Source organism: Exiguobacterium sp. s131 (genome assembly GCF_018617345.1).
Lineage (GTDB): Bacteria > Bacillota > Bacilli > Exiguobacteriales > Exiguobacteriaceae > Exiguobacterium > Exiguobacterium profundum.
Window position 1 is genome coordinate 1 of the sequence record NZ_JACSJX010000005.1, and the last position, 25,207, is coordinate 25,207.

The window sequence follows — 25,207 nt, forward strand, 5'->3', positions numbered from 1 at the left end:
TCGAGCGGCGGAGCAGTTTATAGAGGTGTGTCTTCCGTTCGCGTAGCGTCCGCTCGTCGTCGGCATAAAAAAAGAGGAGATAATCGCGATTGGTGCGATGCTCCTCGAGGTATTCGAGCTCCTGCTTTTTCTTCAACAAGAAGGGCAGGTAGGCCGGTGTCTGATTTTGTCGAATCTGTCGCTCGATGCTGATCTTCTGCCGCTCGAGACTGAGTGGCGTGTTCAGTGGCACGACCTTGAGCGGGTGCGTGTACGCCTGCAGGAGATAGGCGAGGGAGAACACGTCATGGTCTTTTTCCTCCTCGTTCAGTGAATAGATGTCCTTCGAGGTGAGCTGGACCATGTCGAGATAGGTCCCGTCGCGCATCTCGAACGACTCGGTACCGGTGATGTCGACGACCGGCATCAATTGGGCGACCGTCGGTTTGACGACGACCTTGTCTTTGACCTTCCGTTTCTCGACCACGTCCTGTTCGTCGAGCCAGGTGCCCGTAGGTCTCGGTCCCTGTAGCGTGTCTTCGATGAACGCCATCTCACTCACGTCCTTTCGTGTACGCGTCGAGCGCGAGATAGGTGTCTTTCCGTTTGATGAGCGCGTAGTAAATCGCGTGGACCATCCGCTTCTGCGGGTTCGTCGCCGGCCGCAGTACCATGAATAGCCCAAAGACAATGAGGAAGACCGTGAACGGGATGTGGAGCACGGACGGGATGAACGGGAGCGTCACGAGTCGGAGCACGATGAGCCCGACGAGGAACAGGAAGTCATGCAGATAGAGCATCTTGTTGATCTTCAGTTCGGTCGTGACCTCATTTGGTATTCGATAGTTGCGCATGGGTCATCACTCCTTCTTCTCAATATGGTCAGGACGCGGTGGTGAGGTCGGATAGATTCGTCGCGTCTCTTCCTGGTGCTGGCTATGACGGTGTGTCTGATTCTCACGTACCTGTTCGATGACCTCGGTCTCGACGTCGAGCACGGTATCCTGATGGATAGTCCGTCGGGCGCGTCCTTGGCGTTTCTCTGTTGTCGAATCATTCGAACCCGTCGTAGAGGACGAAGACGAGGATGAGTCGCCTGAAGGTGGTACCTCATGAGGTGTCGGTGTCGTCACGTCATTTCTGTCTACTGATTCATTGTGACGATGGCCTGGTCCGGATGTGGTATCGGTGGACCCGGTGACCGATTCGAGAGTCGACGAAGCAGGGACTGGAGAATGACCAGAACTGGAATGGTCGTGAATCGACTCCGGTCTTTGCGTCTCCGATGACGTTGTTGGATGGTCGGCACGTTCGGTAATCGATTCAGGGTTCGTCGCATGAATCGATTCAGGAGACGTGCGACCCGACGCTTCCTTCACGTTTGGAGAGCCTGGCGCTTCCGGTTCTGATTTTTGAGCACTGATTGGTTGCGCAACGTCCTTCGGATTTGTCAGTTTCTCTTTGTCGGTCTGCGTGCGATTGGCGGTTTGATTCGCCTGTCCGAACCCATCTGAATCGGTTTGACTCTCGGAGTCTGCTCTCTGTGGAGCTTGGTTCGCCGCACTAAGCGGTGAACCGTTCTGCGGCATGGCGCTTGAATCCATCCGAGCCGTCGCGGCTTCATGGAGCGATGGCATTTTCGGTGCGCCTTGTGTGGCACGTGCGACCTTCGAGACCGCATGGGCACCTGCCGAGGTCACGCCTTTCCCAGCGGCATAGGCGCTGAGGGCGACACCCCAGCCCCGCTTGAGTCCGGCATCAATCCCGAACAGCCGCTCGACCATGTTTGGCCCGTCAATCAATGCGACCGAGAAGGCGATGAGGGCAATCAAATAGGCGAACCCGTTCAATGTCTCCGCGAGATAGGCAGTCCCGATCGTGTAAAGCTTGATGGAGACGAAAATCAGGATAATCACAAGGAACGTGTTCAGAATGCTCTGGATGACCTTCTTCGTCTTTTGGCCACTGTGCAGGTCGGCCGGTGCGACGAGAATCGCCAGGACATAGTTGAAGGCGAGCTCGAACGAGAGACGCGCCAGTTTGTAGGCGATCGAGAACAGCGTGAAGCCCATGATCCCGAGCGTCACGAAGATGGTCAACCAGTTCGGCTGATAGCGGTAGTAATACTGGTTGTTCCACTCAACGCCACCTTGGTCGAGTTTACCGAGACTTGTCTCTTTTCCGTTCCATAGAATGTAGGACTCGGCCAATTTGTTTCCGGTTGCCGATAAGTCATAGTTGTTCTTGTCGAAAATCTCATTGATTCGGATATTATCAATCAACTCAGTCGGAATGGCATTTAATGATTCTCCTGTAGTAGCATCAAAATTTTTCGAATCGTGCTCAATCAAATCATGTACATTCCGTTTTAAGATACTCTCAGATAATGAGGCTTCCCCGTCATAAAGCGAATCTGCCCCGATTTCTGCGATTGCTTCATCAGAGAACTCCTGAATTTGGCTCATAGTTGGTGAAAGTAAACCTAAAATTAATAGTGTGATGAACAGGTTGATCAAAAAACTCTCACGTTCAAATTTCTTTTGAAAAATCAACAAGTACCCAGTGAACAAGAAGCTTCCTGCTAAAAGAACATACAAAAAAGGTTGAATCGTAAGAACGAATTCAACCACTTGGTCATTATTGAAAAATGTATTGGTTAATAGGATTTGATCCGTGATTGATTCAAGGCCGTCAATCAAGACTGATAGTCCTCTGACAAGAATCCATCCCATTGAGCGCAGTGCGTCATTGACCATACTACTTATTTGGAGTACGTCTTCGTATTCCTGTAATTTGGTGATTAAATCGGAATCAGCCATTGAAAGACCCCCAATCTACTGAGTCCTAGTAAAGAAGTCCGCTAACTGTTGTTCGTAATTGTCCGCCGTCAACATTCCAACATTGATTTCATCTGTGACGTTTCCATCTTGAATGGAGTATAGAACGGCACCTTTTAGTTCGTCAGTGTATTCAAAGTTACCACGATTGACAAGTTCCTCGCCATCTGGCTGAAACGTATTATAGAGTGTGACTTGTTGGTTCTCTTCGTTCGCTACCTCTTTTACGAATTCAACAAACTCTTCGAATTCACCATCTTCTTCTTTTACAATCAGCAAATAATCATCCTCTTCGGCTGTCATGACCTTCTCAATGTGTTCAATATCACGTTGAACTAAAGACTCATTGGAATTTGAGCAAGCTCCAAGTAAAAACAAGCTGATTCCTAAAGTACCCGCAAGTAGTTTCCTCATAACGTTTACCCCTCCGTCAGACGATTTTCCCCTTCAGTAGATCCGCGATCTTCAGGTTGACGCGGAAGTCGAACTTATCTATTAGTGTAACAGTTTTTGGGGTGTCTGAGGTGTCGTCCTGATAGACGGTCAGAAAGCCGTCAGTCGTCTGGATATTGAGCACGTCGCCCCGTTCGAGGCGGACGCGCTGCGTCTCGATGATCCTCGCGACGACACGCAATTCGTTCTGGATTCGCTTCTCTCTCGCACTCTCGGCCATTGGTTCGGCCTCCTCTCTACGGTGTGCCTTGCTTCAGTTTCTCGAGTCGCTTCGCGATCATCGTACTCAAAAAGGTCTTCTGGCTGTCAGTGACGTCGTAAACTCCTAAGTTCAGGTTCGTCTCGAACTCAGGGAGGAACATCCCGCCGATGTCATGACCCTCGAACATCGAGCGGAGGATGCTGTCCTGCAACACATCTCGTACCGTCAAGGACTTATCTTCCTGATTCGATGGAATATTGATATCCGTTTCGTCTTCTTGCTTCGCGAAACGGATACGGATCTGTTCGAAGTCGAGACCGGCGTGACGGCATGGGATGTCGATGTCATGCAGGGAGCGGTCCGTGTCGAAGTCGTCCGCCAGGTATTCGTAACGATATTTCATCGCCGTCTTGCCGCTCAGGAAAATCGGATACGACTGGATACGCCGTTTCTTCGTGTCTTGACGCTTGATGACACGGATGATGAGCATCTCACCTTCCTTTAACCCCATGACCTCGGTCGCTGTCATAAGCCGACGGCCGTCCACGTTCTCCGTCTTCGATTTCTTGAGCGAGAACGTCTGCCCGGACCGCGATTTCGTGACGATGGTCGCCTCACCGAGCTTCTTCGAGATCAGTTCTGCGGTCGACTCGTCCGCGGTCAACAGATAGTGCGTGTTCCCACAGTTGCCGTCAATCGTCTTCCAATCCTCTCCGTATAGGTTTTCGAGTTGGGAGTAGGCCTGGATGACGAGGTTGAAGCGCATGTTCCTACCGAGGCAGACCGTGATGATGTTGGCCATGCCTTCGATCGGCGGCATGTTGCCGAACTCATCGAGGAGGAAGACGACCTGACGCTCGCATTTACCTCGTTTCGTCTGCGAAGCGACCCGGGCGAGTGACGTATACACCTGCTTGATATAGAGCGACGCGATGACGTTGAACGTTGGGTCATAGTCCGGGACGATGAGGAACACCGCCACGGGACGCATATGGTACATCACCTCGCGGATCTGGATGGCACCGTCGATGGAGTAGTGGAACCGCCCACTTTCCGCATCGTGCACGTTTAACTGAATCGTCGCAGTGCTTGAGTCAGTCGAGATTTGAACGACGTCTCCGGTTCTAAGTGACGACGCGTGGTACACGATGAAGCTGCCATCGTCATCGGTCGTGAGCGCATGGGTCGTCCCATCAGGGAACATGAACGTGAGACGTGTCAATGGCTCGCTCCGCCCGCTGATCCAGCGGTTGAATCCGATGCGTCGCATGTCGAGCGAGTTCATCGACGTCAGCTTCCCGGTCCCGTTCAACGTGAAGATACCGAGTTTCGCGTTCGTATTGGCCAAGATACTTGCCCGTGTCTGCCCACCCGAGAAATGGAGCGTCGCGAACTGGAGGCGGGCCGGGTGGTTCTCCGGGAACTGCTGAAAGAACTCGTCGAGTGCAGAGATCTCCTGCCCTTGTCGCGTCACGACCGTCCGTGACCCTAAGTCCGAGAGCATGAGCGCGACGTTGTACATGTTGATCTTCTCCGGCGTGTCCTTCGCCTCCTCACAGAGGCCGAGGATGAGCGCCGTACATAGGTCAATCGACGAGTTGGCCCAGAATGGGTCCCGTGCCTTCGGGTCATGGTACAACATGAACGCGACCGAGCGCGCATACTGTTGGGCGAGCGAGTAGTTCTCCTCGAGAAATGCGTCAATTGTCAGTTGCAACAGGTTGTACGACATCGATTGGAGCGGGTTCATCAGGTTCAACACCTCGACCTGATAGCCGCGTTGTTCGAGCGTCTCCTTCGAGGCGGCGAAGAGCTCGCCTTTCGGGTCGTTGATGATCAGGCTCGCTTGGTCATTTGCCCGGCTGTACAAATCAATCGTCGAGAAGACGAACGTCTCGCCCTTCCCGGATCGGGTTGTGCCGATGATCAGGTTGTTGACGGGCGAATCATCAATGAACAGCTCGTTCTTGACCCGTCCGACGGGGACACCGCCTAATCCGTCATACCGTTTCTTCCGATCCGGAACGCGGCGGTACTGTTGCTTCAATTCATCGAATGAGGTGAAGCGGGCGCTCCCTTTCTGATTCTTCCGAAGATCTCGGAAGTTCAGCCATACCTTGCCGAACACGACCAATCCGATAAACAGACTGAACGTGATCAGTCCAATCAAGACGGTCGAAGAGGGAAGTCTCACCTCCAAGAACAAGGAGGGTGAGAGCGTCGGAATCGTCGCTCCGGCCAACAGCCCGTTTTGTACAATCGGGGTCATGATTTGTCGAATGATGTTGTAGACCCCATTCAGCAGATAAAAAATCCCGGACGGCACCACCAACAGGCAGAACAGGGCGGGGAAAAGCAGACGTATCGGGAATCGTGGAGATAGAGACGGAGTTCTCAATTATTTCACCTACCTTAATTTGAATAAAGAATCGTTTCTAGGTTACCTTCTTCAGCAGCGATAACAGTTTGAATCTTCTCACGGGCCGAAGTGTCCTTGCTAGAGGTTTTCTTCAGTTTCTCGTTCAGCTCGTCGATCGTGGCCGTGATGTCCTGATATTTCTCAATCTTTTTTTGCACGTCAGGGTCGTTCGTTTTGGACGCCCACTCATTTGCGGACTGGATGTCCCCGAGATAGAGATAGGCGATCACTTTCGCGGAGACGCGGGGAGCAGTCCACTCCACGTTATCCGCCTTGGCAACAGTCTCATGATCACGCTCCAGTGTGGCGATATCGAACGCCCCCTCATCGGTCGGATATGACGTTTGGAAGTCCTGGAGCCGTTCCAATTTCTCCTGATCGGATAGATTGAGTCCGGCCAGCTTCGTCTCAATCAAGATGGGGTCATCCGTGAGTTCGAGCGCTTTCTGGTCTTCTCCTTCCGCCAGATAAAGGTCAATCAATAGGGCATTCTCTTCCTCTGACCGGTCTTTCCGTTCCAGTAAATTGATGAGCGAAGATTCCTCACCTTGGAGCGCCAGGTCGTAAGCATCCAGCCATGTTTGTTCGACACCGGTTACCTGTTCGGCGTGTGCCTCTTTATCGATGAACCATCGCGCGGCAGTGAACAACGAGGTGAATAGAATCCCGACTGTGGCCGCCCCGTAGATGAGGCGGCGTTGCAAGCGAGTCAGCCGTGACTGATAGGTCGACGAGACGCTTGTGATTTGTTTAACGGATTGGCGCTTATAGTCGTCCGGTGTCTCGGACTCGATCTCGTCGAGGAGCCACATCTTCTTCGCGTTATCCTCTTTCTTCGTCCGGATCCGTAGTACCCGGTCCTTCACTTGATGATACAGGTTCGGATACGTTCCTTCGGTTCCGAACGTGAATGTCCCCCGATATAGCAGTTCGTCTTTCTGGTCGAAGAGCCGGAAGTCACCGGAACAGCTCGTCCCTTCGCTACTGAGCGCATGATGCAGGTCATGTGTCGCGACGACGGCCTCGGCGAAAGTGAACCGCTCATAGTTCTGGATCCGTGTGTCCGGCACGTCGGTGAATCGTACAAACAGCATCTCGTTCCTCCTCTCGTTTCAAGCAACAAAAAAAGCCTTCCGATTGGAACGCTGTGTGCGTGTGCATTAGAATTTGATGTTCTGGTCGACCATCTCGGCGAGCGTGAACGCGCCCATGACGATGATCAGACCGACGGCGCCCCCGACGAGCCAACCGACCGCCTTCGAGCGGCCACGATCCCCACCGAAGATGAAGTAAAAGCCTCCGATCGCGAAGGCGATGGCCGCGGCGATGACGGCGAGCCCCTGGAAGAACTGAAGTAAGCTGAGCCCTGTCTCATTGAGTCCCATGTCGTTCCCTCCTTAGTCCTGGTGCGCCGGCGACTTGAAGCTGAGCTTCGCCTCTAGCGCCTCCAAAATGAGTTCCTGATTGTCCTGGATGACCTGTTGATGTTGTTCGTCGAGCCACTCCTCGTAGTCCTTCCCACGGATGCGTAAGAGTTTCTCGGCGAAGCTACGGTTCTGTTTCTGTTCTTTTGATGCCACAGTACACACTTCCTTCCCTTGATCTCGTGATGTGCAGCAGCACATCATTAAGGACAGTCGGATTCGGTGCGGTGGGTTTCTAGCCGTTTCCCCACGAACTCTGCTCCTCATATATCTAAGGAACTGTACAGGGTTTTTCGATGACCCGGAACGATTCTGTGACCTTATGGCGAGTTTTAGGCGACTCTCGCCGAACCATCTATGCGTAGATCCCGCCCACCCGGTCACTGGTGAGGGACACGCCGATATGTGATTGGATTAGACCATCCTTAAGGATGTGCTGCTGCGTCGATGTCGATTACTGATGGACTCTTTTTCGCTTCTTGACATGGATGAGCTCGTCATCCGGGTTCTTGCGCTTGGCGAGCACGTGGGCGTCACAGACGACCGTACGGATCCGATAGTAGAGTTGCGTCAACTGAACCGCTTCACCGCTCGCCTTCTCGATGCCGATGAAACCGTGCAGTTCATACGTCTTCCCGTCAAACGTGCGAACCGAGTCGGCCTGCGGCAGTTCCTTCAGGTCGAACCGACGGCGCTCGAGCTTGGAGGCAGAATGTTTTGCACCGTAGCCGTATCCAAATTCGATGGCGTCCCATGGAACCGTCGCAAGCGTGTGTCCGAATGCGCGAGCAAGATGATCGATGTCGGCAATCGATGGCGTCGAGCGGTTCTGTTCGTATTGACTTATAGCGGGCTGTGAAATCTCTCCAAATGTCTTCTCTGATAATTCAACCTGTGACCAGCCTGAGAGCCGGCGGTTCTCCTTCAACCACTCCCCGAATCGATACATAAGCCTTCCCCTTTCTGTAAACCAGAGCGGCGACCAAACAGATGTTTCCTTTTGTTGGTTCCAATATAACAGGATTAGATTTAAAAATCATCAGTTTTCTGATATGTCAGAAATTTTACAATTGACGATTCTTGTCGAATCCGCTCTACACAAGGGATATCTAGCAACAGCAACTCAATATTTTTAGTTTTGTCGCACAACTGTAAAAAAATAACGCTTTTAGTATAGAAAATAATGACAAGTATTTTGATTTCAAGAGATTGTGGTAGGGTAGAGGAATAGAAAGTTTCGTAAAGAATAAGTGATGAAGAAAGTACTTTGATTGTGGGGTGAGCAAGTGGAATTGAACGAGGCAATCATCGAGCGGATGAAGGAGCTCGCAGCGGAACGCAATATGACCATACATCAAGTGATTAAAAAGGGTGGATTGAATCAAGCTACGATTTCAGAGCTGATGAGCGGTAGGACAAAACATCCGAAAGTAAGTACAATACAAAAGTTTTGCAATGGATTAGATATCTCTTTAAGTATATTTTTTGATAGTAACAGATTCGATTAATTTACATATTATTCTAATAGTTGATTTTGCATCAAATAATAAATTGCGAGTTTTTAAGTGTATCGTTTCCTTAAAAACATCTAAAAAGGTTGAACCAAAGAAATTTATTTTCTGGTTCAACCTTTTATTTAAATTAAATTGTATTTTTCTAAGCATTTAAGATATCGGGGATAGGAATCTTTAAAATCCTGGTCTGTGATATCTCTTACGTTTTGAGTAAGTTCTTTGATTTGAGGTACTGTAAACTTAGCGCCACCCATGTGGGCATAGATGTATGACGTAATTTCTTCAGATTGACTTCTGACCAAGAAGCTGGTCACGTATTCTCCATCTAGACTTTCTAATACAATATTGACTCGTCGACCTTCCATTTCATCAGTAAGTAATTGATTGTAGTTTGCCTCAGCTTCAGTTTTGAACTTATATTTTCTTGTTTGCTTTTTGTTATCATTGATTTCCCACTGGAACTCTTTCAATTCCTCTTCAGTAAAGATTTTATCAATTACTTTTGGATTTTCAACTTTCAAACAACAAAAAATATGTTCATATACGAGTTGGTCATCATTAATTAAATCCATAATTTCTTCTTTACTAATTTCTTCTGCTTTATATCTTTTTTTTAAACGATCCACTACTACTTCTTTATTAAAGATTAAATACTGTTTTCTATTTTGAAATTTCTGATGTAAGAGATTATAGTCCATTGCAGTTACCTTACCGGGCTTCCATAAAAGGCGTGGCATTTTAGTGTTCGATTAAATGGATGGTAATGATAATAGCGCCCTTTTGGGGGTTCCCCATCATACTTATCCACCTCATGGATGGGCTTTTCTGACAAATCCCCCCCGCTTGCAGCAGCCTTTGCATTTGATTTCGTAGTTGCCCAGATGTCTTTTCCGCGCTTGAGACGGGTCACTGCCTCTCCTTTAGAAATTCCTTTACCCACGTACAAACCTCCGCCACTCAATGCCGCTTGGAAAAATGAATATTTCTTGCTTTTCTTCGCTTTTGTTTCAATGACATGGGCTACACCGCTGACGATGATAATGCCACCCGCCTGGACCAAGGCGTTCACCACGGCAGGAGTAATTGCCAGGCCAATCGGAATCGCTATAGGTAGAATCGATACTTCCGCCTCTTGTGGGTCGGATTCAAACGCTTCTTCTTGGTCTTCGTTTAAATAAAGTAATTCATAATCTTCATACGCCGCATTCCCATCTAGCAGATCAGATTCAGCTTCCGCCGTAAATTTGACTTCATAGTTTGTTACTTCGCCATCAAACTCTGTCACGGTGATAGGGAAACTCTCGGCACCAGGTTCGATGCTTAATTTTAATGAGGCGAGTTCACCATCGAAATTCTCTAACTCTACTTCGGTCTCAATCTGGTCGTTAAAAGTTATTTCCTTTACATTCACATTTTCTTCGCGTAGGAGCTCGATGAACTTTTCTTCAACAGCTTGTTCGGTCTCCGGGTTCGTCTCCGCATACGTGTATTGGTTGGAAAACTGTCCAATAAACAATGTAAACAATAATGCGACTATGATTTTTTTCATGATTTTTCTCCTCATTTGTCGAGCAAGGGTATCCCTGCCCCAACATACTCTTCTTTTTCATTCATTTCTTTGGTCAGACTCGCATATTCGCTCAAATCACCTATGATTTGTTTAGGACCCTGTGTAACACGATTGGCCAGAACAAGATAAGCAGCTGCCGTAGCCGTTATGTATGGCGTGGCGAATGAGCTACCACTGACTTTAATTTTCTCGTCAAACTGATTTCTAGTGATGATTTCCTCCCATGGAGCTACAAAATCAATCTTTCCTTTTGCTGCGTAACGAGGTACCCGATTCTTCGAAGTGTCGTAAGCATTCACTGAAACCACATTCTCATAGCGTGCAGGGTAGTCTGACTGCATGCCAAAGTTGTTGCCTGCAGCCGCGACGATTAGAACCCCTTTTTTCGTCGCACGATCAATGACCTCTCGTACGTTCGGATCGTCATGTTTAAAACCAAAACTGATGTTTATTAAATCCACATCCTGGCTGATACCGTACTCCATCCCGTCGATGAAGGCATCCTTAGTCACGTTCCCCTTTTTGTCCATCACCTTTACTGAATAAATGGACTTACCGTCCCAAGTGCCGAACTCTTCCATATGTTTTAAACAACCCGGTACCATGCCCGTATTCATCACTTGAAATCTGTGATTTTACTACATCATGATGTGTCACAGTCATTTCAGAGGAATTAATTCCGCTATCTAAAATTGCTATGTTCAGTTTTGTTTCACTCGTTGGTTGTTTAGAAACGATTATAGCCCACATGACACCACAGTTTATAGACCAGAAAATGAGAAAGTACAGGACAATCTTTTTCTTCACTCATTCACCTTTCTTTATCATCCGAAGATTTTATCCATATGTAGTTGTTCCCAACGCTGAAATATCGTTAAATTACTCAACAAACCAAGGTTTTTTAAGTGGGACCTTTGTTGATGAGAATAGCATTGAACAAAATGAAAACTATGAAATTGAAATTGTTGGTGAAGACTGGGGTTTATTAAATACGACTAACAATGAAACTATTACTATTAGTGATACAGAAATTAGTGCATCTGCATGGTGAGTCCCTGTATTAATTTTAGTTGCAAGAATCGGGCAGGTGGCTGCAAAAGCAAAGAAATTAAATGTAGATGATGCTTTAAAGAAAATCCCTAAAAATACTGTTAAAATAAGTGATAAAGAAAATCGTTGAAGAAGTTCATGACTTCAAAGGTGATTACGTACCGAATGGTGCACCTGTGTCTCACTTTAATGTTTATAAAGATAAGGATACAGAAAGATTATGGCTATTTGAAAATAAAGGTGCAAAGCGAAAAATTCCTACATATGAAGTAGTGAAGAAGTAGTCAAATAGAAAGGAGAAATCAATGGGTAACACAAATTTATACTGTACTTTAACTTTTCGTAGTGATACCGAGAAATTTAATTTAAACGATTTTGAAAGTAAGATTCAACTCTATAAAAAAAAATCCTGGATAATTGGAGATCTCCAACACCCGGATTATGAAGAATCTGCTCGTGTAGATAGTTCAGCTGTAATAAAATCGAATACTTCTTATAACTATGATGGTACAGAAGTAATATCGGACTTTTTCGAGTATTTAAAGTTTAAAAAAGAAGACATAATAGAATTAAAAAAAATATATAAAGCTATACTTCATTTTGATGTAATCGTTAATTTAGAGTCAAATGACTCACCTGTAGTATCTTTAAACGATGATCAATTGTTATTCTTGACAGAGATTGGCGCCTCACTAAATTATTCTGTTTATGATTATAAATAAATGTCTCTCCACTACTTTTACTGCTATTGATTGCGTTTCTTCTCACGTAGCAAATCCAGTTCTCATGAGGAGAGAATTAATCATGAAGAAATGGTTGAGTATTTTATTTCTAATCGGATTGATATCATCAAACAACCCGGTCGAAGCGTCGAGTTCAACATCTGATCAAGTCAACAAATTAAAGCGCTTGACGATTTGAACTTCTCTCCGTCAAGTAGACAGGGCAAATAATGAAAACCAAACTAGACGGCTTGAGCCCTGTCGAATACAGGGCCCAAGTCGCTTAGCCGTTTCTTGAAACGGTCATGGTTGTAGAACGATATGTAGGGCTCGATTGCCGATGTTGAGTTCGTTATAGGCCTGAAGCTTCGCGAAGTAAATTGGAACCCTCGGTGACGTCAGTGCACCATTTCTCGCCCGGTCGGAACGCGCTGAACTCCCGGTTCATCAGGTTCTCGGCCACATGTTGCAGCGGGGACGCTTTGTACCGCTTTCGTTTCTGGTAGATGATCGAAATGGTGATCCGTCGATAGCTATAGGTCCCGTTCACCTGGTCGTAAAGGAGACGGATGTCCTCCAGGAGGTCCAAGTTCTCCTCCTTGCGCACCGAGACGGTACGCTTATAGGCGGACCCGTAGGCAATCTTTCTCCTGCTCGATCTGTTGGATGCGACGTTCGAGCTTCTCCTGGTTGGTCAGTTCCTCTTCTTGCTTCGTCCGTCCACGCCGCCATCGGCATCATATTTTTTCGTCCAACCATAGACCTGTTGGTACGACACGGTGAATTGATCGGAGACCAGGGGATCACGACTGCGATACAAGACCGCTTACTCCATCGCGTCGAAATCAACATGGTGATGACAACAGTCATCGGATGAGGAACCGAAAATCATTATTTTCGGCAGAAGTGTAAAAGGCAAACGAGCAAAAAGTGTCAAAATCAACTTGACATCTACATTTGCAGCTATATCTGAATATGACACTTGATTCTCAGTATGTTGCACAAACGAAAAAAACTAATGTGTGGGTTCATTTCCATATTAAAAAATTCTATATAGCAAATCAGATTGGAATATTAGAATTCTTACATGAACAAATCAATGTAATAAATTCTAGAGATTTCATGTCAGACTGAAAATATCAAATTTGTCTTACATTTCTTAAGACACACTAACTTGTGATAATATAAGGTTATCACAAGTTAATTATTATTATTCAATATATAAGTAAATGATGTATTACTTCATAATCACTAGGATTAACTACAACAATTTCTGTATTTTATTGAAAATACAGATGTATTACATATAAAACCACTAGGTACTGTTCGTAAGTTTCATTTTGTATGAAAATTGATTAGAAAAGAGGAAGAGACATGGAAATCGAGAAAAAGCAGCAGGCGTTCGAAGTGGCATTGCGAGAATTGACCGGGGCGAATCCGAAATTAGCCGAGGCGCTGAAAAAGGACCATATCGATCTCGATACGTTAACTGACATCGAAGTGATTGAATTGTTCTGGGCAACGGAATTATTCCCGATCTACGCTGATAAGAGTCCGCACACGCGTCGTGCCTATAAGCAAGATCTCGAGTTCGTTCTCAGTTTTGTGATGACCAACACCGAAGGTCTAAAGCGCTTAACCGTTCTAGATATTCATCGTTATTTGTTTGACGTAAACGAGCAATATTCACCTCGCACTGCACAACGTAAGAACAATATGTTAAAGCGTCTCCTGACTTACCTTCATATCAATCAATATCATCAACACAACTTAGCTTTTTATGTGAAAAGTCAGAAGCGACCAGAACCCCTTCGTCGAGAAGTTGATTTTGAAGAGATTGAACGCATTGCTGAATCGTTTCGTTATACGGTTCAACGAGCACAAAAAAAGGAGCTCATGGAGCTCCGGAACGAGACGATCGGTTATTTATTATTGACGACCGGAATGCGTGCTTCAGAGCTTCTTTCCGTAAAATTCAATGACATAAAACGAAACCAACACACATTTTACATTGAAGTGAAAGGAAAACGTGATAAATGGCGTCGAATCCCTCTCACCGAGAAAGCGAGTCATCTGATCAATCGCCTACAAACACTCATGATGATTGAAGAAGTCAACTCTCCTTACGTCGCTTTCAGCACGAAGAAGTCAGGAAACTCAATGACATATGAAGCACTCCGTTTGATGACTCATAAAGCTGTAGAGTTTGTAGCAGCAGGGAATAGTAATCCCCCACACTGGTTCCGCCGTGCTTACATCACGAAACTCCTTGCTAAAGGTAGTTCACTGATTGGGGTCATGCAATTGGTTGGTCATGAATCGATCAACACTACTAATGGTTATCTACAATCTTTGAATCAACTCTCACATATGACAAATATAGATTTACCATTCGAATAAAGAAGGGGAATCTTATGCCTGATTATAATCAATTAATGACGCCTCGAAGTATAGACTTTATTAATGATATGCTTATTCATAGATTTAAAGCGATAAAAGTAGACAAGTATGATAACAGAATAAAAAATAACTTAAATGATCCGTTTATTCCTCCAATCGAGGACATTTATGGTGTCTATTGTATTTATCAGAAGTCGACTATGGAGCTCTTAGAAGGGAAAATTAGCTCAATACATTCCAGTGAATTTAATCAGAGGCTAAAATCGGATCATACAATAACTGCAGACGATTTAGAATGTATACTCGATGCATGTTTATTTGTAGTAATTAGCGCTAATCAAGATGCTGAATTTGTTCATTATTTTATCGGCGGGGCCTCAAACGTCTTAGAGGATATTTTAAGGATTTCGACAGGTGGTTCTTCAATGTCTCCAGCAACTTTTTCCAATAGTTTGAAAACTGTGATTTCCTTAGAATATATCGATAATTTAATAAGCGAGATTCCTTAACTTGATTAAGTTAAGACTAATGATAGTGTATCATTTGATTTGAAACATTATAATGTTAAGTACTAGCCGCTTGAAGATATGCTATCATATTTTGAATTAGTTGAGACGTTGCCAAAACTGGTGTGAGGTATCACTAGGTTATCAAGCTGTTGACGAACCGAATCGCCACGTGCGATTTGGTTCGTCTTTTTTTTATATGTTCAACGAACTTGAAACGCTTTGAACGAAAAAAGATTGAAGAAAAGATAGATATGTAAATATATTGAAGGGTTACAATTACATATTTAAACAGATATGATTATCTACGAACAATTGAGTTGATATAAAATTGTTTATTATAACTAAGGGGGAAGTTTATTATGAAAAAGAAGTTCCTTGTTTTAACTTTAGTGGCCACTCTTATATTTAGTGGGTTTGGTTCAATTCTTGAAAATAATGAAGTAAGTGCTTCAACTCGCTGGGAAAGCATTGATCACATTTCAAAAGGGTGGAGAATACGTCTTGATGATCCTGTCGGGAAAGGAAAATATCACGTTCATCTTTATAACAAAAAAACAGAATTAGGGGTAGAAAATGTGGATGGTACTCCTAGCCATAATCAAACTTTTGATAGTTGCATAAACCCAAAACTTGCAAAAAAAATAAGAGAAACTAAACTTTATAAAAAAGGTGCTAAGTTACAAAAAGCTAAAGATCAAAGTAACAAATAACAGCTTTTGTTTGAACTCAATATGAAATCGAATAAATGAGGTCTTAAAATGAGATTATTTTATTTAAACAGAATAATTAATTTAAACACAGTCGAAGCGTATTTTTTAAGGGATGGGTACTTGATTCCACCAGAATATTGTTTGATACTGATTGACTATAAACGTCCTAGTACGATTGAAGATTTTCCACATTTGAAAAACATTGAAGAAATTTCGGAAGATGACTTTGGGGATGATAACTTCATAAAAGCAATTGTAATTTCATCAGAAGAAGTTACACAAGAAATATATGATGACTTATGTACGGTAGCTGGGGGATTTTTAGAGGATAAAGAAGAATGTCGATGGAACCTTGTGATTGAAACTGATTCTGATTTCAATCACAAAAATAATCTTAATGATATATTCCCTCTACTTCAAAAAATATTGAAAAAACATGATTGTTCTGTAAATATTGAAAGCATTCCCGAAAAGAAATTCAATTTCTTGTCCCAAGATTAAACTACTATATTGAGTGGGAGCCTTTTACTACAATGTTCTTTAAATTATGATGCACCATATATCTTCTTTAAATTACTTATTTTTGGCGAATTTCAAATTTAATTATACTTTTATATGTGATAACCGATTTATATAATTTTATCATTAAATTGGTATTAATCAGGTTTTCTATAAAAGTGAAAAGACTTGTTTTTACAAAACAAAACTGAACCCGAGTAGCACACTTATAAGAAGTGCACTACTCGGGTTTTTCTATGCATAAAGAGTGCTCAATTCAACATGCCACTGAATTTAATGTGAAGATCGTGTTTGATAGCATGAAAAGTAGGGTTCACAAGAAGTTTTTCAGTTAACACGGATTCTGCCTACTAGCATATTCATAGAAATAGTAAAAACGTGTTAAATCTCGCGTCGATATCAAAAAAAGATGAAATGAGTCTCCTCACCGATTAAAAAAGAGGTGCCGGACAATGAACGTTCTAAAACAAGCGAGTTGATAGATAAACAGCTATCGAGGAAAAAGATACAAATTAAATAGCTGACTGCAGAATAATAAACTGTTATTGAAACCTTAGAAATTATAAAGACAGATGAAACAGATGAGTAGATAGCTAACAATCAAGTCATGAATCATAGATCTAAATAACCTCATATGAAATCGCATAAGTATTTCGAAGTTAAATTCTCGAACCATTTGACATCCGAACTAACTATAAACGGATTCTCCTTTAGGTACGCTAATCTAACATAATCATCAGAGCTTGGAGAATGACTCTTTTCCAGTAACTCTCACATGCGAAAAGCCTTATGATATTAATAATTTGTTGACCCAGTTGAGCCCAAGTGTACATCACCGAGACAACTTACTTCTCGGTTGCATTTAGTGAGAATCTTTATTTTTTATGCTTTAAGGATGGAATCATACGTGAAATAATGATTCACTTTTTGTCGACAATCCTTCCCACGCTCCACGTGTTTCAACCTTTATAAAAATCTACATTTGAAAAAATAATCCTTTCAAATCAAATTTCGCCTAAGCACATTATGAATATTAGCAACTAGTTCAAAATATAGGTTTGATTCAGCCCGTTTCGACACGGAAACTGTCTATCTAAAGGTAGCATCAAAAGTATGCGCTGGTGCATACTTTTGATGCTACCTGAAATAGATTTAATGGATGCATTTCATTTTTTATGAAAACCATCCAATGATAAAGGTGAAACGTGTAGACCTAGAAAAGCAGTAGGCGTTGGAAGTAGCATTGCGAGAATTGACCTGGCGAATTCAAAATTAGCCGAGGCGCTGAAAAAGAACCATATTAATCTTGAGACGTTAATTGACATCGAAGTGATCGAATTGTTCTTAGCGACGGAATTATTCCCGATCTACGCTGATAAGAGTCCACATACGCGCCGCGCCTATAAGAAAGATCTCGAATTTATTCTCAGTTTTGTGATGTCTGAAACCGAAGGTCTGAAACGCTTGACCGCTCGAGATATTCATCGTTATCTGTTTGATGTGAAAGAACAATATGTTATAGAGTCTTCGAACTTACCTTCACATTAATAACTATCATAAACAGAACTTAGCTTTCCATGTGAAAAATCAGAAACGACCAGAGCCACTTCGTCGGGAAGTTGATTTTGATGAGATTGAACGAATCGCCGAGTCGTTCCGTCATACCGTCAAATGAGCACAAAAAAAGGACCTCATAGAGCTCCGAAATGAAATCATTGGCTATTGTTATTGACGACCGGCATGCGGGTGGTCGAACTCCTATCAGTCAAGTTCACCGACGTCAAGAGGAACCAGCACACGTTCTACCTCGAAGTGAAAGGAAAGCGCGACATATGGCTGCGGATTCCCCTCACCAAGAAAGCGATTCACCTCTTGAACCGACTACAGATATTGATGATGATTGAGGAGGTCTCATCGCCTTTAGCACGAAACTAGCCAATAAGGCCATCACATGTGAAGCCTTGCGCCTGATGACCCGTCAGGCAGTCGATCATGTAGAGAACTAAGAACTCACCGGTTCCGCCGGGCCTACATTACAAAGCTGCTGGCAAGCGGAAATTCTCATGCAGTTAGTTAGTCACGAGTCAATCAATACAACTAATAGTTACTTACAATCACTCAATCAGCTTTCAAGTATATCGAATGCTGAATTACCGTATAAACAGGCTAATTTGATTCTAAACTATCTTTAAAGTAATCATATAAAAAAGTATATAACTTTCATAAATACGAAGTTTATCTTAATGGGATCAAAAATTACTGTACAGAACAAGACACTCAGTATAACAATCTTCATACTGATGCTGATATTACTCTTCCTCGTAGGAGTCTCTGATAATATTATCAAAATCTTCATCCGTTAACTGATTAGAGTTAGTACCTCTTTGGGTGTTTTCAACATTTACTCTGTAGTTTTGTATCATCGTTGGTTGCTCCGCAGTTAATCGGGCGAGGTATCCTTTAAAGTCTTCATTTTCTTGCTGTTCATTTCGACGAATGTCTTCTTTTGAAGCATACGGGTGTCTTGAAGATTTATTTCTATGAAGTGTCGTACTGTGTTCTGCATGATATCTTTGACGCCACTCTCCAGCAATTTGAGACCAGTACCCTCTAGCATTATAAACGCAATTGGACACTACGATTTCTTTTGGCAATAAAACTATCGGATAATATGTTCCATTCATCTCAACCTGCGGAACATTTTCAGTAATAGTATCCCATTGTCCCGTATCAGAATTCCAATAAGGTTTATTTAATTCATAATCACGGACTATACCCCAACGTTCACACTGTATAATTGTGAATCGTATTAATTCTTGCTTTAAAATACTAGCTATCAAATCAGAAAGTAAATCGGGGCCGAATTTAGGAACAAAAACAGGAAAATCTTCTATTCGACCTACTATTCCTTCTGTTAATAATCCATGTTGATTAACAAAATCAAAAATTTCTTGTAAAGACCTCGGGGTGTTGCCGTTACCTCTCGGAAATCCATTTGTGTAACCTAGAAAGATTTCATTCGATTCTCCCGAAGAAGTAAAAAGATTTCTAGCATCTAAACGATTTCCATTAGTATACAAGTTAAAAATAGAAAAGAAGAAATTTTGAATTTTCACTTCGAAACTTCTAGCCCATTCAGTATCTATACCCTGTAGCCTAGTAGGATCAATAAATAAACGATTATCTACATCAACCCTTATATTCACAAATTCATAATTTTCTTGGTCATGAACATTGAGGTTAAAACATTCAGAAAATCTCATAAATTGGAATCACTCCTTTTCCTGAAATTTAACATTTTCTTATCCCTCAAACAAGTATTATCTTCAAAATTGAAGTAATTTGAAAAACGAAATACTTTTATGCGAAACTATATACTAACAGTGAAATATTTTTACTTCATTATTCCATCTAAATGTTTCTCGCTATTAATATTATAAAAGGCAGGACTTATGTGATTAACACAAGTCAGTAACACCGTTAGAGAAATTAGTTGGTATAATAAGTATAAGCACACTTTTTATAATATGAACATATTGTATAACGAAATGAAAAAAGGAGCTAACAACTTATGGATCAGAGACACTTACTTTTAAAAAAAGCTTTTGTATATGATAAACCAGTCAAAAAGCCCGAACTAAAAGGATATACTTTTATAAACTCTTTAGGATATTGGGTTGATAAAGAAAAAATCCCATATGTTCTAGATAACAGACGACCAAAACCACAAACTAAAAAAGCAGATGTTGAAACCGGAGAAGATCAAAAAGGTGAATAATTACATTAATAGAATTGAAATATTAATTATATCAAGCACACTTGATTTTACTACTGACTATGTCTGTTTAGAACTTGAAAAACGTGGTCATTCGTATCTGAGAATAAATCGTGACGAGTTTTCAAATTATAATATTCAATTTGACATTAATGAACTGAAATTGCTTGTAGAAATAGATGATAATAAGTATTTATTTGATGAATCATCATTATTAGCAATTTATTATCGGGCCCCGATCTATTTAAGAGATATCTATCAACCAAATTTACAGATGGAAGAACAATTATTTAGAACTCAATGGACTGCTTTTATAAGAAATCTGTCAATTTTTGAAGATGTAACTTGGTTGAATAATCCCGTAGCAACTTTCCGCGCAGAAAATAAACTATTGCAATTAAAATATGCAGAAAAGTTAGGCTTTTTATGTCCTAAAACGATTGTGTCGAACACAAATGATTTAAATCTTGTCCCTGAGAGTACTTACATTGTTAAGTCTTTAGATACAGCACTTTTAAGGACTGAAGACAAGGAGGCCTTTGTTTACAGTTCTAAAGTCAGGGGGAGTGAAATTCTAGAAGCCAACTTAAAAGTTTCTCCTGTAGTCATTCAGGATTATATTTCACCTAAGATTGATATTCGAGTAACAGTTATAGGTAATAAAGTATATGCAGCTAAAATTGTGCAGAATAATCAAGGTATTGATGGGGATTGGCGTTTGCTAAAAGAAGGATTGTCCTATATTTCTATCACGCTACCAGATGATATAAAATATAAGTGTATTGCGTTAGTAAAGAAACTCGATTTAGCTTTTGGTGGTATCGATTTAATTAAGTCTATAGATGAGTATTATTTCATTGAAATTAACCCCACTGGCGAATGGGCTTGGTTAGTTGATACTGCAGGGCTTAAAATCTATGAAGGAATTTGTGATTATCTTGTGGGTGAATTAGATTATGGAATGTAAAAACATAATTAAAAATTGGAGTTTTCCATATTTAGAGACAAAAGAAGCTAACGAAAAAATTTCAGAAAACATGGAAAAACTCAAAGACGAATTGAATAGTGAGGAGTATTTATCTCCTTATATGAAGGATTTTGAAGGAATAAAAATTGAAGAAGCACAAAGTATTTTTGATTCAATTATTTCTAACAGAAAGTCTTTAGAAGACAAAGCTAAAGTAAACGTTTTAATCGTAACCGTTGCTGTGTCAGTAATATTAGGTTTATCTAATTTTTTATTTACACTTCAAGGAAATTTTACAGATCATTACGCTATCAAGATACCTGTGGCAATTTTATTTATATTGAGTTTAATAAATCTTATAAGTGGTTCAATAAGTGCTTTGGCCACTTTAAATGCTGGTGAGACAAAAGAAATATATAATATGTCACCACAAGACTATAAGTATTTTGCTTCACTTCCTAATGAAGAGAAAAGAAATAAGGAAATGATATATTTCTATTCACGTTACTCAGAATTAAACAACATTGTAAACTGGAAAATCAATAATTATATTAGTTGTTCATTTAAAAATATTAGAAATGCGATTTTTTATCTTGGGATTATCGGTATTATATTTTGTATTGTCTTTTTAGTTGAAAATGACAATACAAATAATCAATTGGAACAACATCTAGATGCACAGTTGGAGTTATTAGAAACAATAGATCAGAAGCTTTCTATTCTTCAAAATCAATCATTAACGAATAAGGAAGATATTAATTTTCTTATAAAAAAAAACAGTCATTTAAATGATGAAATTAGTGATTTGAATGAAATTATAAAGGCTATCAATAATTAATATCAAACTTTTCAATACCACCCATAAAAGTTGGACATGAAAATTCAACTTCTATGGGTTTTTTGATTAAATATTTAAAGGTGTAAAAAACTAAAATGCTAGAGTTTTTTAAAAGGAAGATACAGATTTCAGGCTTCGTCTCAAGTATTCGGTATATTGCAGGAACAAATGCATACCTGGTCTCGTCTCTATGAATATTTCGGATGAAGCTCTTCAATTTACGATCTTATTTTAAGCTTATACTCATCTGAAATTAAAAGGGAGTTTATCAATATTCCTTTTAACAAGAAATATTTATCTAATCCACTTAAACTTTCATCGCTCAATGCGTCAATTTGAGATATCACTTTTTTTGTTTGGTTTAATATAATGCAATGCTTAGTGTTTTCAATTACATCAAAAGGATTTTTTAAATATAGTTCATCATATACTGATGTAGATATAGAGTATTTCTTAATCTTTAACAAATTGTGAATAGACTGGAATTCCATTTTTTTAAGCAAATCTGATGCTTTAATGTTATCAAGTTTTGATTCGTTGTTCTCTAGATCACTTGTTCTCAGAACTTTAAGTAACTCTATGACTTCGTCTAACACTTCTACATTTTTCTGAATTTCAATTTCAAGAAAAGTTTTTCGTTCCTTGTTTTGATTAATTTGCTTTATTTTCTCTAAAACTTCTTTAATTATAAATAGAAAAATTGCAAGCGTTGCAGTAATTACAGGAACAGCAGTCAATTTTTTGTTCTCCTTTTTAGAGTGGTGAATTTCGCACTCTATTAATATTAGATAGATGATCTCTTAACCAAGGAGTTTCTTCACCTACTATCAAATCACCGTTAATTATTTCTGAAGTAATAGTTACAGATGATATATTGTGGATTTCGCCTTCTTCCAAATCAATTCTCATTGGCTTAGAAGAAGGTAAATCAAAACCCTGTTTAATAATTCTACTTAAACGCGAATTGATTTCAAAACAAATCTCTAAGTCAATTATCCCTTCTTCCATCATCTCTCTTATATTTATTGATTCGTCCGAACAGTAAACACACTGATAATTTGCTAAATCCTCTTCATTCAAAATTTCAATTTTTTCGCATTCATCACACTCATAAACATACCCTAATCGTACAATTTCATTATTTTTAATTGAAGCGATTGAAATTAAAAAATTTATTGCCTCATTCAAGGTTATTGAGTTTTCAATAGCACAAAGTACTGGATTTATAAAATCGTTTCCTTTTTTCAGATTTTCATAAATGTTCTCAGTAAAATAATTTAAATATTTATCAAGAGGAAACTGCGACTTCAGATATTGATTTTCCTGATACAAATCCTCCAAGCTTACGCTTAAATAGCTCATCATTTTTCCTCCTAGATTCAACTTTATAAATTAAATTATTTAAACCTTTATTATTTTGAGAAATATCATATTGGTAATATTTTATATAAAGAGCTCCTCTTTTTACTTGTAACAAGACCTCTTGTTCAAATATTTTTTGCGTATTTTCTTCTTTATAAAATAAATTAGTACCAATCTCTGTCATCTTTTTCATCTCTAATGCAATTTTAATTAGGTACCAATATATGCTCGAACTATAAATTGGCTTATGCCCTCTCGAAAATGTTTTCGAAGAAGTTATGTTCACATCACGAAATGCAAAACTAAATATATAATCATCATAATCAGGGAATGAGAGTGTGCTAGCCACATCATGATATTTCAAATGTCGTACTAATGTTTTAGCTTGCTCATCGTGCAGGTTTTGTAATTTTAGATCTTCTACTGTACTAGAAACAGTATTTTCTAAGTGCATATCAACTTTTCCTTTAAACAATTTACATTTTTCTTGGTAGTCATCTTCAAAAAGAGTAAACAAAAACTTTTCAAACTCATTGATTTTAATGATATTTAAAGTCTCATCCTCTAGTTTCTGATTTATTGAATGAACTCTCGCTTGAGATGTAAGTAAAAATCCACCCGTCAATTTTTTGAAGTTTGAAAACAAATATAAAAGTAATTGACTAACTTTTTTTATTTCGGAATTTTCTTTATAAAAATCCTTTATTCTGTTCTCATTCCATTTTAACTCAATTAGATTATTCTCTAAATCAATTTTGTAACCCACAAAAATGGATTTTGCTTTTTCTGGAGTTGATGCATTAGATACAAAAATCCTTTGAAGAATTTCAACACCTTGGTTTGTTTTTTTTACAATAAAAAGTTCACTTCCTAAATTAGTAATATCAGAGAAATATCCTCTGTTGTTATTTGTTTCATAAACTTCAGATAAGTTCTCCTCAATAATTTGATGTATTTCATTTTTAGTTAAAGAAAACTCTTTACTTTTGTCATCTGAATTTTGCTCTAATTTATTGAAAAACTTTAATTTATAGACTACTTGATAGTTTAGCTCATAATTATAAATGACTTCATATAAAAAATTGTTAATTTCATTTTTATACGTTTCAGACTCCGAAATTGCAGATTGAATAATAGATCTGATTTTCCCTTGGTTATTACTTCCTATAGCTTTTTTTAAGTGCTGGTTATATGCTTCTTGATCCAATGACAATATTTGTTTTAATGATTCTTCTAGATCTTTATTATTAAATAGATTTAAAATACTGTGTGGAATTTGATTCATTATATTCACCTCTTAAATAATTATATGTTTTTTTAATATAAACCGAAGAATATATTTAAACATTAAGGACATAAGATTTTATATGCACCTTTGAAAGGACATCATCCATCTTACTGAGACGGAAATTGTCAAAATCTTATTGTAAATCGTAAACGCTTTAAAACAGTTTGTCGTCACCACTTTCAGAATTTCGTGTAGAATTGGACTGGCAGCATTCTGATATGTTAATCCTCGATATCTTTAAATATAAGGTATGAAGTCTTGAGTTGAGCCCTTCCTCTTCAAAAGTCGCTATAATGTGGACTACGTTTCGTAAATCATTGTGCTGATCAGACTATCTTGCAAGCGTTTTTTAATGTCAACTTCAAGTCATTGACCATTTGGTCTCGATATCCTACTGTCCGATAACTGGTTATGTCAATATCTATGCTGGCTTTTGGAGGCTCCCCAGATGGCCGTACACCTCTTTGTCGTTGAGGTGGTTTGCAACTTGCTGCTTCATTTCTTTAATCCCCTCTTAATCATCCGGAAAATAACCACAACTAAAATTCAGCATTCCATTATCTTTACAATCTGTAGTCCCGAATCATTTCTCTTTCGAGAAATTCGCGGATTAATAACAGTTTCTTTTTCGGTATTCTCGATAACACCAAATTTCACTTTAAAAATTAT

At 40.4% G+C, this 25,207-nt stretch carries 29 protein-coding genes and 2 pseudogenes; 13 read left to right on the forward strand and 18 right to left on the reverse strand.

Annotated features, from left to right (window positions below; all coding sequences use genetic code 11):
* The 10 genes from KNO69_RS13930 to KNO69_RS13975 all read right to left on the reverse strand — a co-directional run.
* On the reverse strand, positions 1-541 hold a 541-nt coding region (locus KNO69_RS13930), incomplete at its 3' end, for a hypothetical protein (protein WP_214818791.1).
* Complete coding sequence (locus KNO69_RS13935) at positions 534-833, reverse strand: DUF5592 family protein (RefSeq protein WP_214818793.1); 300 nt, start codon at positions 831-833, stop codon at positions 534-536. The genes KNO69_RS13935 and KNO69_RS13930, both read right to left, overlap by 8 nt.
* A 6-nt stretch (positions 834-839) precedes the next feature.
* Complete coding sequence (locus KNO69_RS13940; protein ID WP_214818794.1) at positions 840-2,798, reverse strand: pLS20_p028 family conjugation system transmembrane protein; 1,959 nt, start codon at positions 2,796-2,798, stop codon at positions 840-842.
* Positions 2,799-2,813: 15 nt separating this feature from the next.
* On the reverse strand, positions 2,814-3,230 hold the full coding sequence (locus tag KNO69_RS13945; RefSeq protein WP_214818795.1) for a hypothetical protein: 417 nt from the start codon (positions 3,228-3,230) through the stop codon (positions 2,814-2,816).
* Positions 3,231-3,246: 16 nt separating this feature from the next.
* Positions 3,247-3,489 carry a hypothetical protein gene (locus KNO69_RS13950; RefSeq protein ID WP_024127790.1) on the reverse strand — a complete coding sequence of 81 codons (243 nt, stop codon included), beginning with the start codon at positions 3,487-3,489 and terminating at the stop codon, positions 3,247-3,249.
* A 16-nt stretch (positions 3,490-3,505) separates the two neighbouring features.
* On the reverse strand, positions 3,506-5,869 hold the full coding sequence (locus tag KNO69_RS13955; RefSeq protein ID WP_214818796.1) for a VirD4-like conjugal transfer protein, CD1115 family: 2,364 nt from the start codon (positions 5,867-5,869) through the stop codon (positions 3,506-3,508).
* A 14-nt stretch (positions 5,870-5,883) separates the two neighbouring features.
* On the reverse strand, positions 5,884-6,984 hold the full coding sequence (locus tag KNO69_RS13960; protein ID WP_214818797.1) for a hypothetical protein: 1,101 nt from the start codon (positions 6,982-6,984) through the stop codon (positions 5,884-5,886).
* 66 nt (positions 6,985-7,050) lie between these two features.
* Positions 7,051-7,275: a hypothetical protein gene (locus KNO69_RS13965; RefSeq protein ID WP_012390467.1), complete on the reverse strand. Its 225-nt coding sequence runs from the start codon at positions 7,273-7,275 to the stop codon at positions 7,051-7,053.
* Positions 7,276-7,287: 12 nt separating this feature from the next.
* Entirely contained in the window at positions 7,288-7,470 is a 183-nt protein-coding gene (locus KNO69_RS13970; RefSeq protein ID WP_021065836.1) for a hypothetical protein, read from the reverse strand.
* A gap of 298 nt (positions 7,471-7,768) precedes the next feature.
* Positions 7,769-8,263: a helix-turn-helix domain-containing protein gene (locus KNO69_RS13975; RefSeq protein ID WP_214818798.1), complete on the reverse strand. Its 495-nt coding sequence runs from the start codon at positions 8,261-8,263 to the stop codon at positions 7,769-7,771.
* Positions 8,264-8,630: 367 nt separating this feature from the next.
* On the opposite strand from KNO69_RS13975, the gene KNO69_RS15460 reads away from it, so the two are divergent.
* Positions 8,631-8,822: a helix-turn-helix domain-containing protein gene (locus KNO69_RS15460; RefSeq protein WP_353047498.1), complete on the forward strand. Its 192-nt coding sequence runs from the start codon at positions 8,631-8,633 to the stop codon at positions 8,820-8,822.
* A 128-nt stretch (positions 8,823-8,950) separates the two neighbouring features.
* Here the strand turns inward: KNO69_RS15460 and KNO69_RS13985 are convergent, their stop codons facing one another.
* The 3 genes from KNO69_RS13985 to KNO69_RS13995 are packed head-to-tail and all read right to left on the reverse strand — an operon-like array spanning position 8,951 to position 10,979.
* Entirely contained in the window at positions 8,951-9,526 is a 576-nt protein-coding gene (locus tag KNO69_RS13985) for a hypothetical protein (protein ID WP_214818801.1), read from the reverse strand.
* A gap of 5 nt (positions 9,527-9,531) precedes the next feature.
* Entirely contained in the window at positions 9,532-10,377 is an 846-nt protein-coding gene (locus KNO69_RS13990; RefSeq protein WP_214818803.1) for a hypothetical protein, read from the reverse strand.
* 11 nt (positions 10,378-10,388) lie between these two features.
* A complete protein-coding gene (locus KNO69_RS13995) occupies positions 10,389-10,979 on the reverse strand; it encodes a S8 family serine peptidase (protein WP_214818804.1) in 591 nt (196 codons plus the stop codon).
* A 167-nt stretch (positions 10,980-11,146) separates the two neighbouring features.
* Between KNO69_RS13995 and KNO69_RS14000 the strand changes: the two genes are divergently transcribed.
* Both KNO69_RS14000 and KNO69_RS14005 read left to right on the forward strand, forming a co-directional pair.
* Positions 11,147-11,449, forward strand: coding sequence for a hypothetical protein (locus KNO69_RS14000; RefSeq protein ID WP_214818806.1), 303 nt, complete (start codon positions 11,147-11,149; stop codon positions 11,447-11,449).
* 304 nt (positions 11,450-11,753) lie between these two features.
* Positions 11,754-12,170 carry a DUF4279 domain-containing protein gene (locus tag KNO69_RS14005; RefSeq protein WP_214818809.1) on the forward strand — a complete coding sequence of 139 codons (417 nt, stop codon included), beginning with the start codon at positions 11,754-11,756 and terminating at the stop codon, positions 12,168-12,170.
* Between the two features lie 242 nt (positions 12,171-12,412).
* Here KNO69_RS14005 and KNO69_RS15360 read toward each other — a convergent pair.
* A pseudogene (locus tag KNO69_RS15360) lies at positions 12,413-12,963 on the reverse strand (hypothetical protein); the annotation flags it as partial.
* On the opposite strand from KNO69_RS15360, the pseudogene KNO69_RS15490 reads away from it, so the two are divergent.
* From KNO69_RS15490 to KNO69_RS15495, 7 genes and pseudogenes are all read left to right on the forward strand, one after another.
* Positions 12,949-13,082, forward strand: a pseudogene (locus KNO69_RS15490) (ATP-binding protein); the annotation flags it as partial. The pseudogenes KNO69_RS15360 and KNO69_RS15490 sit on opposite strands and share 15 nt — an antisense overlap.
* A gap of 462 nt (positions 13,083-13,544) precedes the next feature.
* Positions 13,545-14,570 carry a tyrosine-type recombinase/integrase gene (locus KNO69_RS14015; RefSeq protein ID WP_214818811.1) on the forward strand — a complete coding sequence of 342 codons (1,026 nt, stop codon included), beginning with the start codon at positions 13,545-13,547 and terminating at the stop codon, positions 14,568-14,570.
* Between the two features lie 14 nt (positions 14,571-14,584).
* Positions 14,585-15,079: a hypothetical protein gene (locus KNO69_RS14020; RefSeq protein WP_214691616.1), complete on the forward strand. Its 495-nt coding sequence runs from the start codon at positions 14,585-14,587 to the stop codon at positions 15,077-15,079.
* A gap of 359 nt (positions 15,080-15,438) precedes the next feature.
* On the forward strand, positions 15,439-15,789 hold the full coding sequence (locus tag KNO69_RS14025; protein WP_031424795.1) for a hypothetical protein: 351 nt from the start codon (positions 15,439-15,441) through the stop codon (positions 15,787-15,789).
* A gap of 48 nt (positions 15,790-15,837) precedes the next feature.
* Positions 15,838-16,290: a hypothetical protein gene (locus tag KNO69_RS14030; RefSeq protein ID WP_031424793.1), complete on the forward strand. Its 453-nt coding sequence runs from the start codon at positions 15,838-15,840 to the stop codon at positions 16,288-16,290.
* Positions 16,291-17,637: 1,347 nt separating this feature from the next.
* A complete protein-coding gene (locus KNO69_RS15465) occupies positions 17,638-17,856 on the forward strand; it encodes a site-specific integrase (RefSeq protein WP_353047497.1) in 219 nt (72 codons plus the stop codon).
* Positions 17,857-18,036: 180 nt separating this feature from the next.
* The gene (locus KNO69_RS15495; RefSeq protein ID WP_483297361.1) at positions 18,037-18,243 is read left to right on the forward strand and encodes a hypothetical protein; all 207 of its coding nucleotides are present in this window, start codon (positions 18,037-18,039) and stop codon (positions 18,241-18,243) included.
* 374 nt (positions 18,244-18,617) lie between these two features.
* Here KNO69_RS15495 and KNO69_RS14035 read toward each other — a convergent pair whose 3' ends face one another.
* On the reverse strand, positions 18,618-19,571 hold the full coding sequence (locus KNO69_RS14035; protein WP_214818813.1) for a hypothetical protein: 954 nt from the start codon (positions 19,569-19,571) through the stop codon (positions 18,618-18,620).
* A 308-nt stretch (positions 19,572-19,879) separates the two neighbouring features.
* On the opposite strand from KNO69_RS14035, the gene KNO69_RS14040 reads away from it, so the two are divergent.
* Genes KNO69_RS14040 through KNO69_RS14050 form a run of 3 tightly spaced genes read left to right on the forward strand, consistent with a single transcriptional unit; the run spans position 19,880 to position 21,888 of the window.
* Entirely contained in the window at positions 19,880-20,086 is a 207-nt protein-coding gene (locus tag KNO69_RS14040) for a hypothetical protein (RefSeq protein ID WP_214818817.1), read from the forward strand.
* On the forward strand, positions 20,079-21,050 hold the full coding sequence (locus KNO69_RS14045; RefSeq protein ID WP_214818819.1) for an ATP-grasp domain-containing protein: 972 nt from the start codon (positions 20,079-20,081) through the stop codon (positions 21,048-21,050). The genes KNO69_RS14040 and KNO69_RS14045 overlap by 8 nt, the downstream gene beginning before the upstream one ends.
* Positions 21,040-21,888, forward strand: a complete 849-nt coding sequence (locus KNO69_RS14050; protein ID WP_214818821.1) for a hypothetical protein — start codon at positions 21,040-21,042, stop codon at positions 21,886-21,888. Before KNO69_RS14045 ends, KNO69_RS14050 begins: the two co-directional genes overlap by 11 nt.
* A 218-nt stretch (positions 21,889-22,106) precedes the next feature.
* Here the strand turns inward: KNO69_RS14050 and KNO69_RS14055 are convergent, their stop codons facing one another.
* The 3 genes from KNO69_RS14055 to KNO69_RS14065 are packed head-to-tail and all read right to left on the reverse strand — an operon-like array spanning position 22,107 to position 24,535.
* Entirely contained in the window at positions 22,107-22,625 is a 519-nt protein-coding gene (locus KNO69_RS14055; protein WP_214818823.1) for an alpha/beta interferon family protein, read from the reverse strand.
* Positions 22,626-22,641: 16 nt separating this feature from the next.
* Positions 22,642-23,250 carry a hypothetical protein gene (locus tag KNO69_RS14060; protein WP_214818825.1) on the reverse strand — a complete coding sequence of 203 codons (609 nt, stop codon included), beginning with the start codon at positions 23,248-23,250 and terminating at the stop codon, positions 22,642-22,644.
* Positions 23,177-24,535, reverse strand: coding sequence for a hypothetical protein (locus KNO69_RS14065; protein WP_214818827.1), 1,359 nt, complete (start codon positions 24,533-24,535; stop codon positions 23,177-23,179). The genes KNO69_RS14060 and KNO69_RS14065 overlap by 74 nt, the downstream gene beginning before the upstream one ends.
* Positions 24,536-25,207 lie beyond the last annotated feature (672 nt).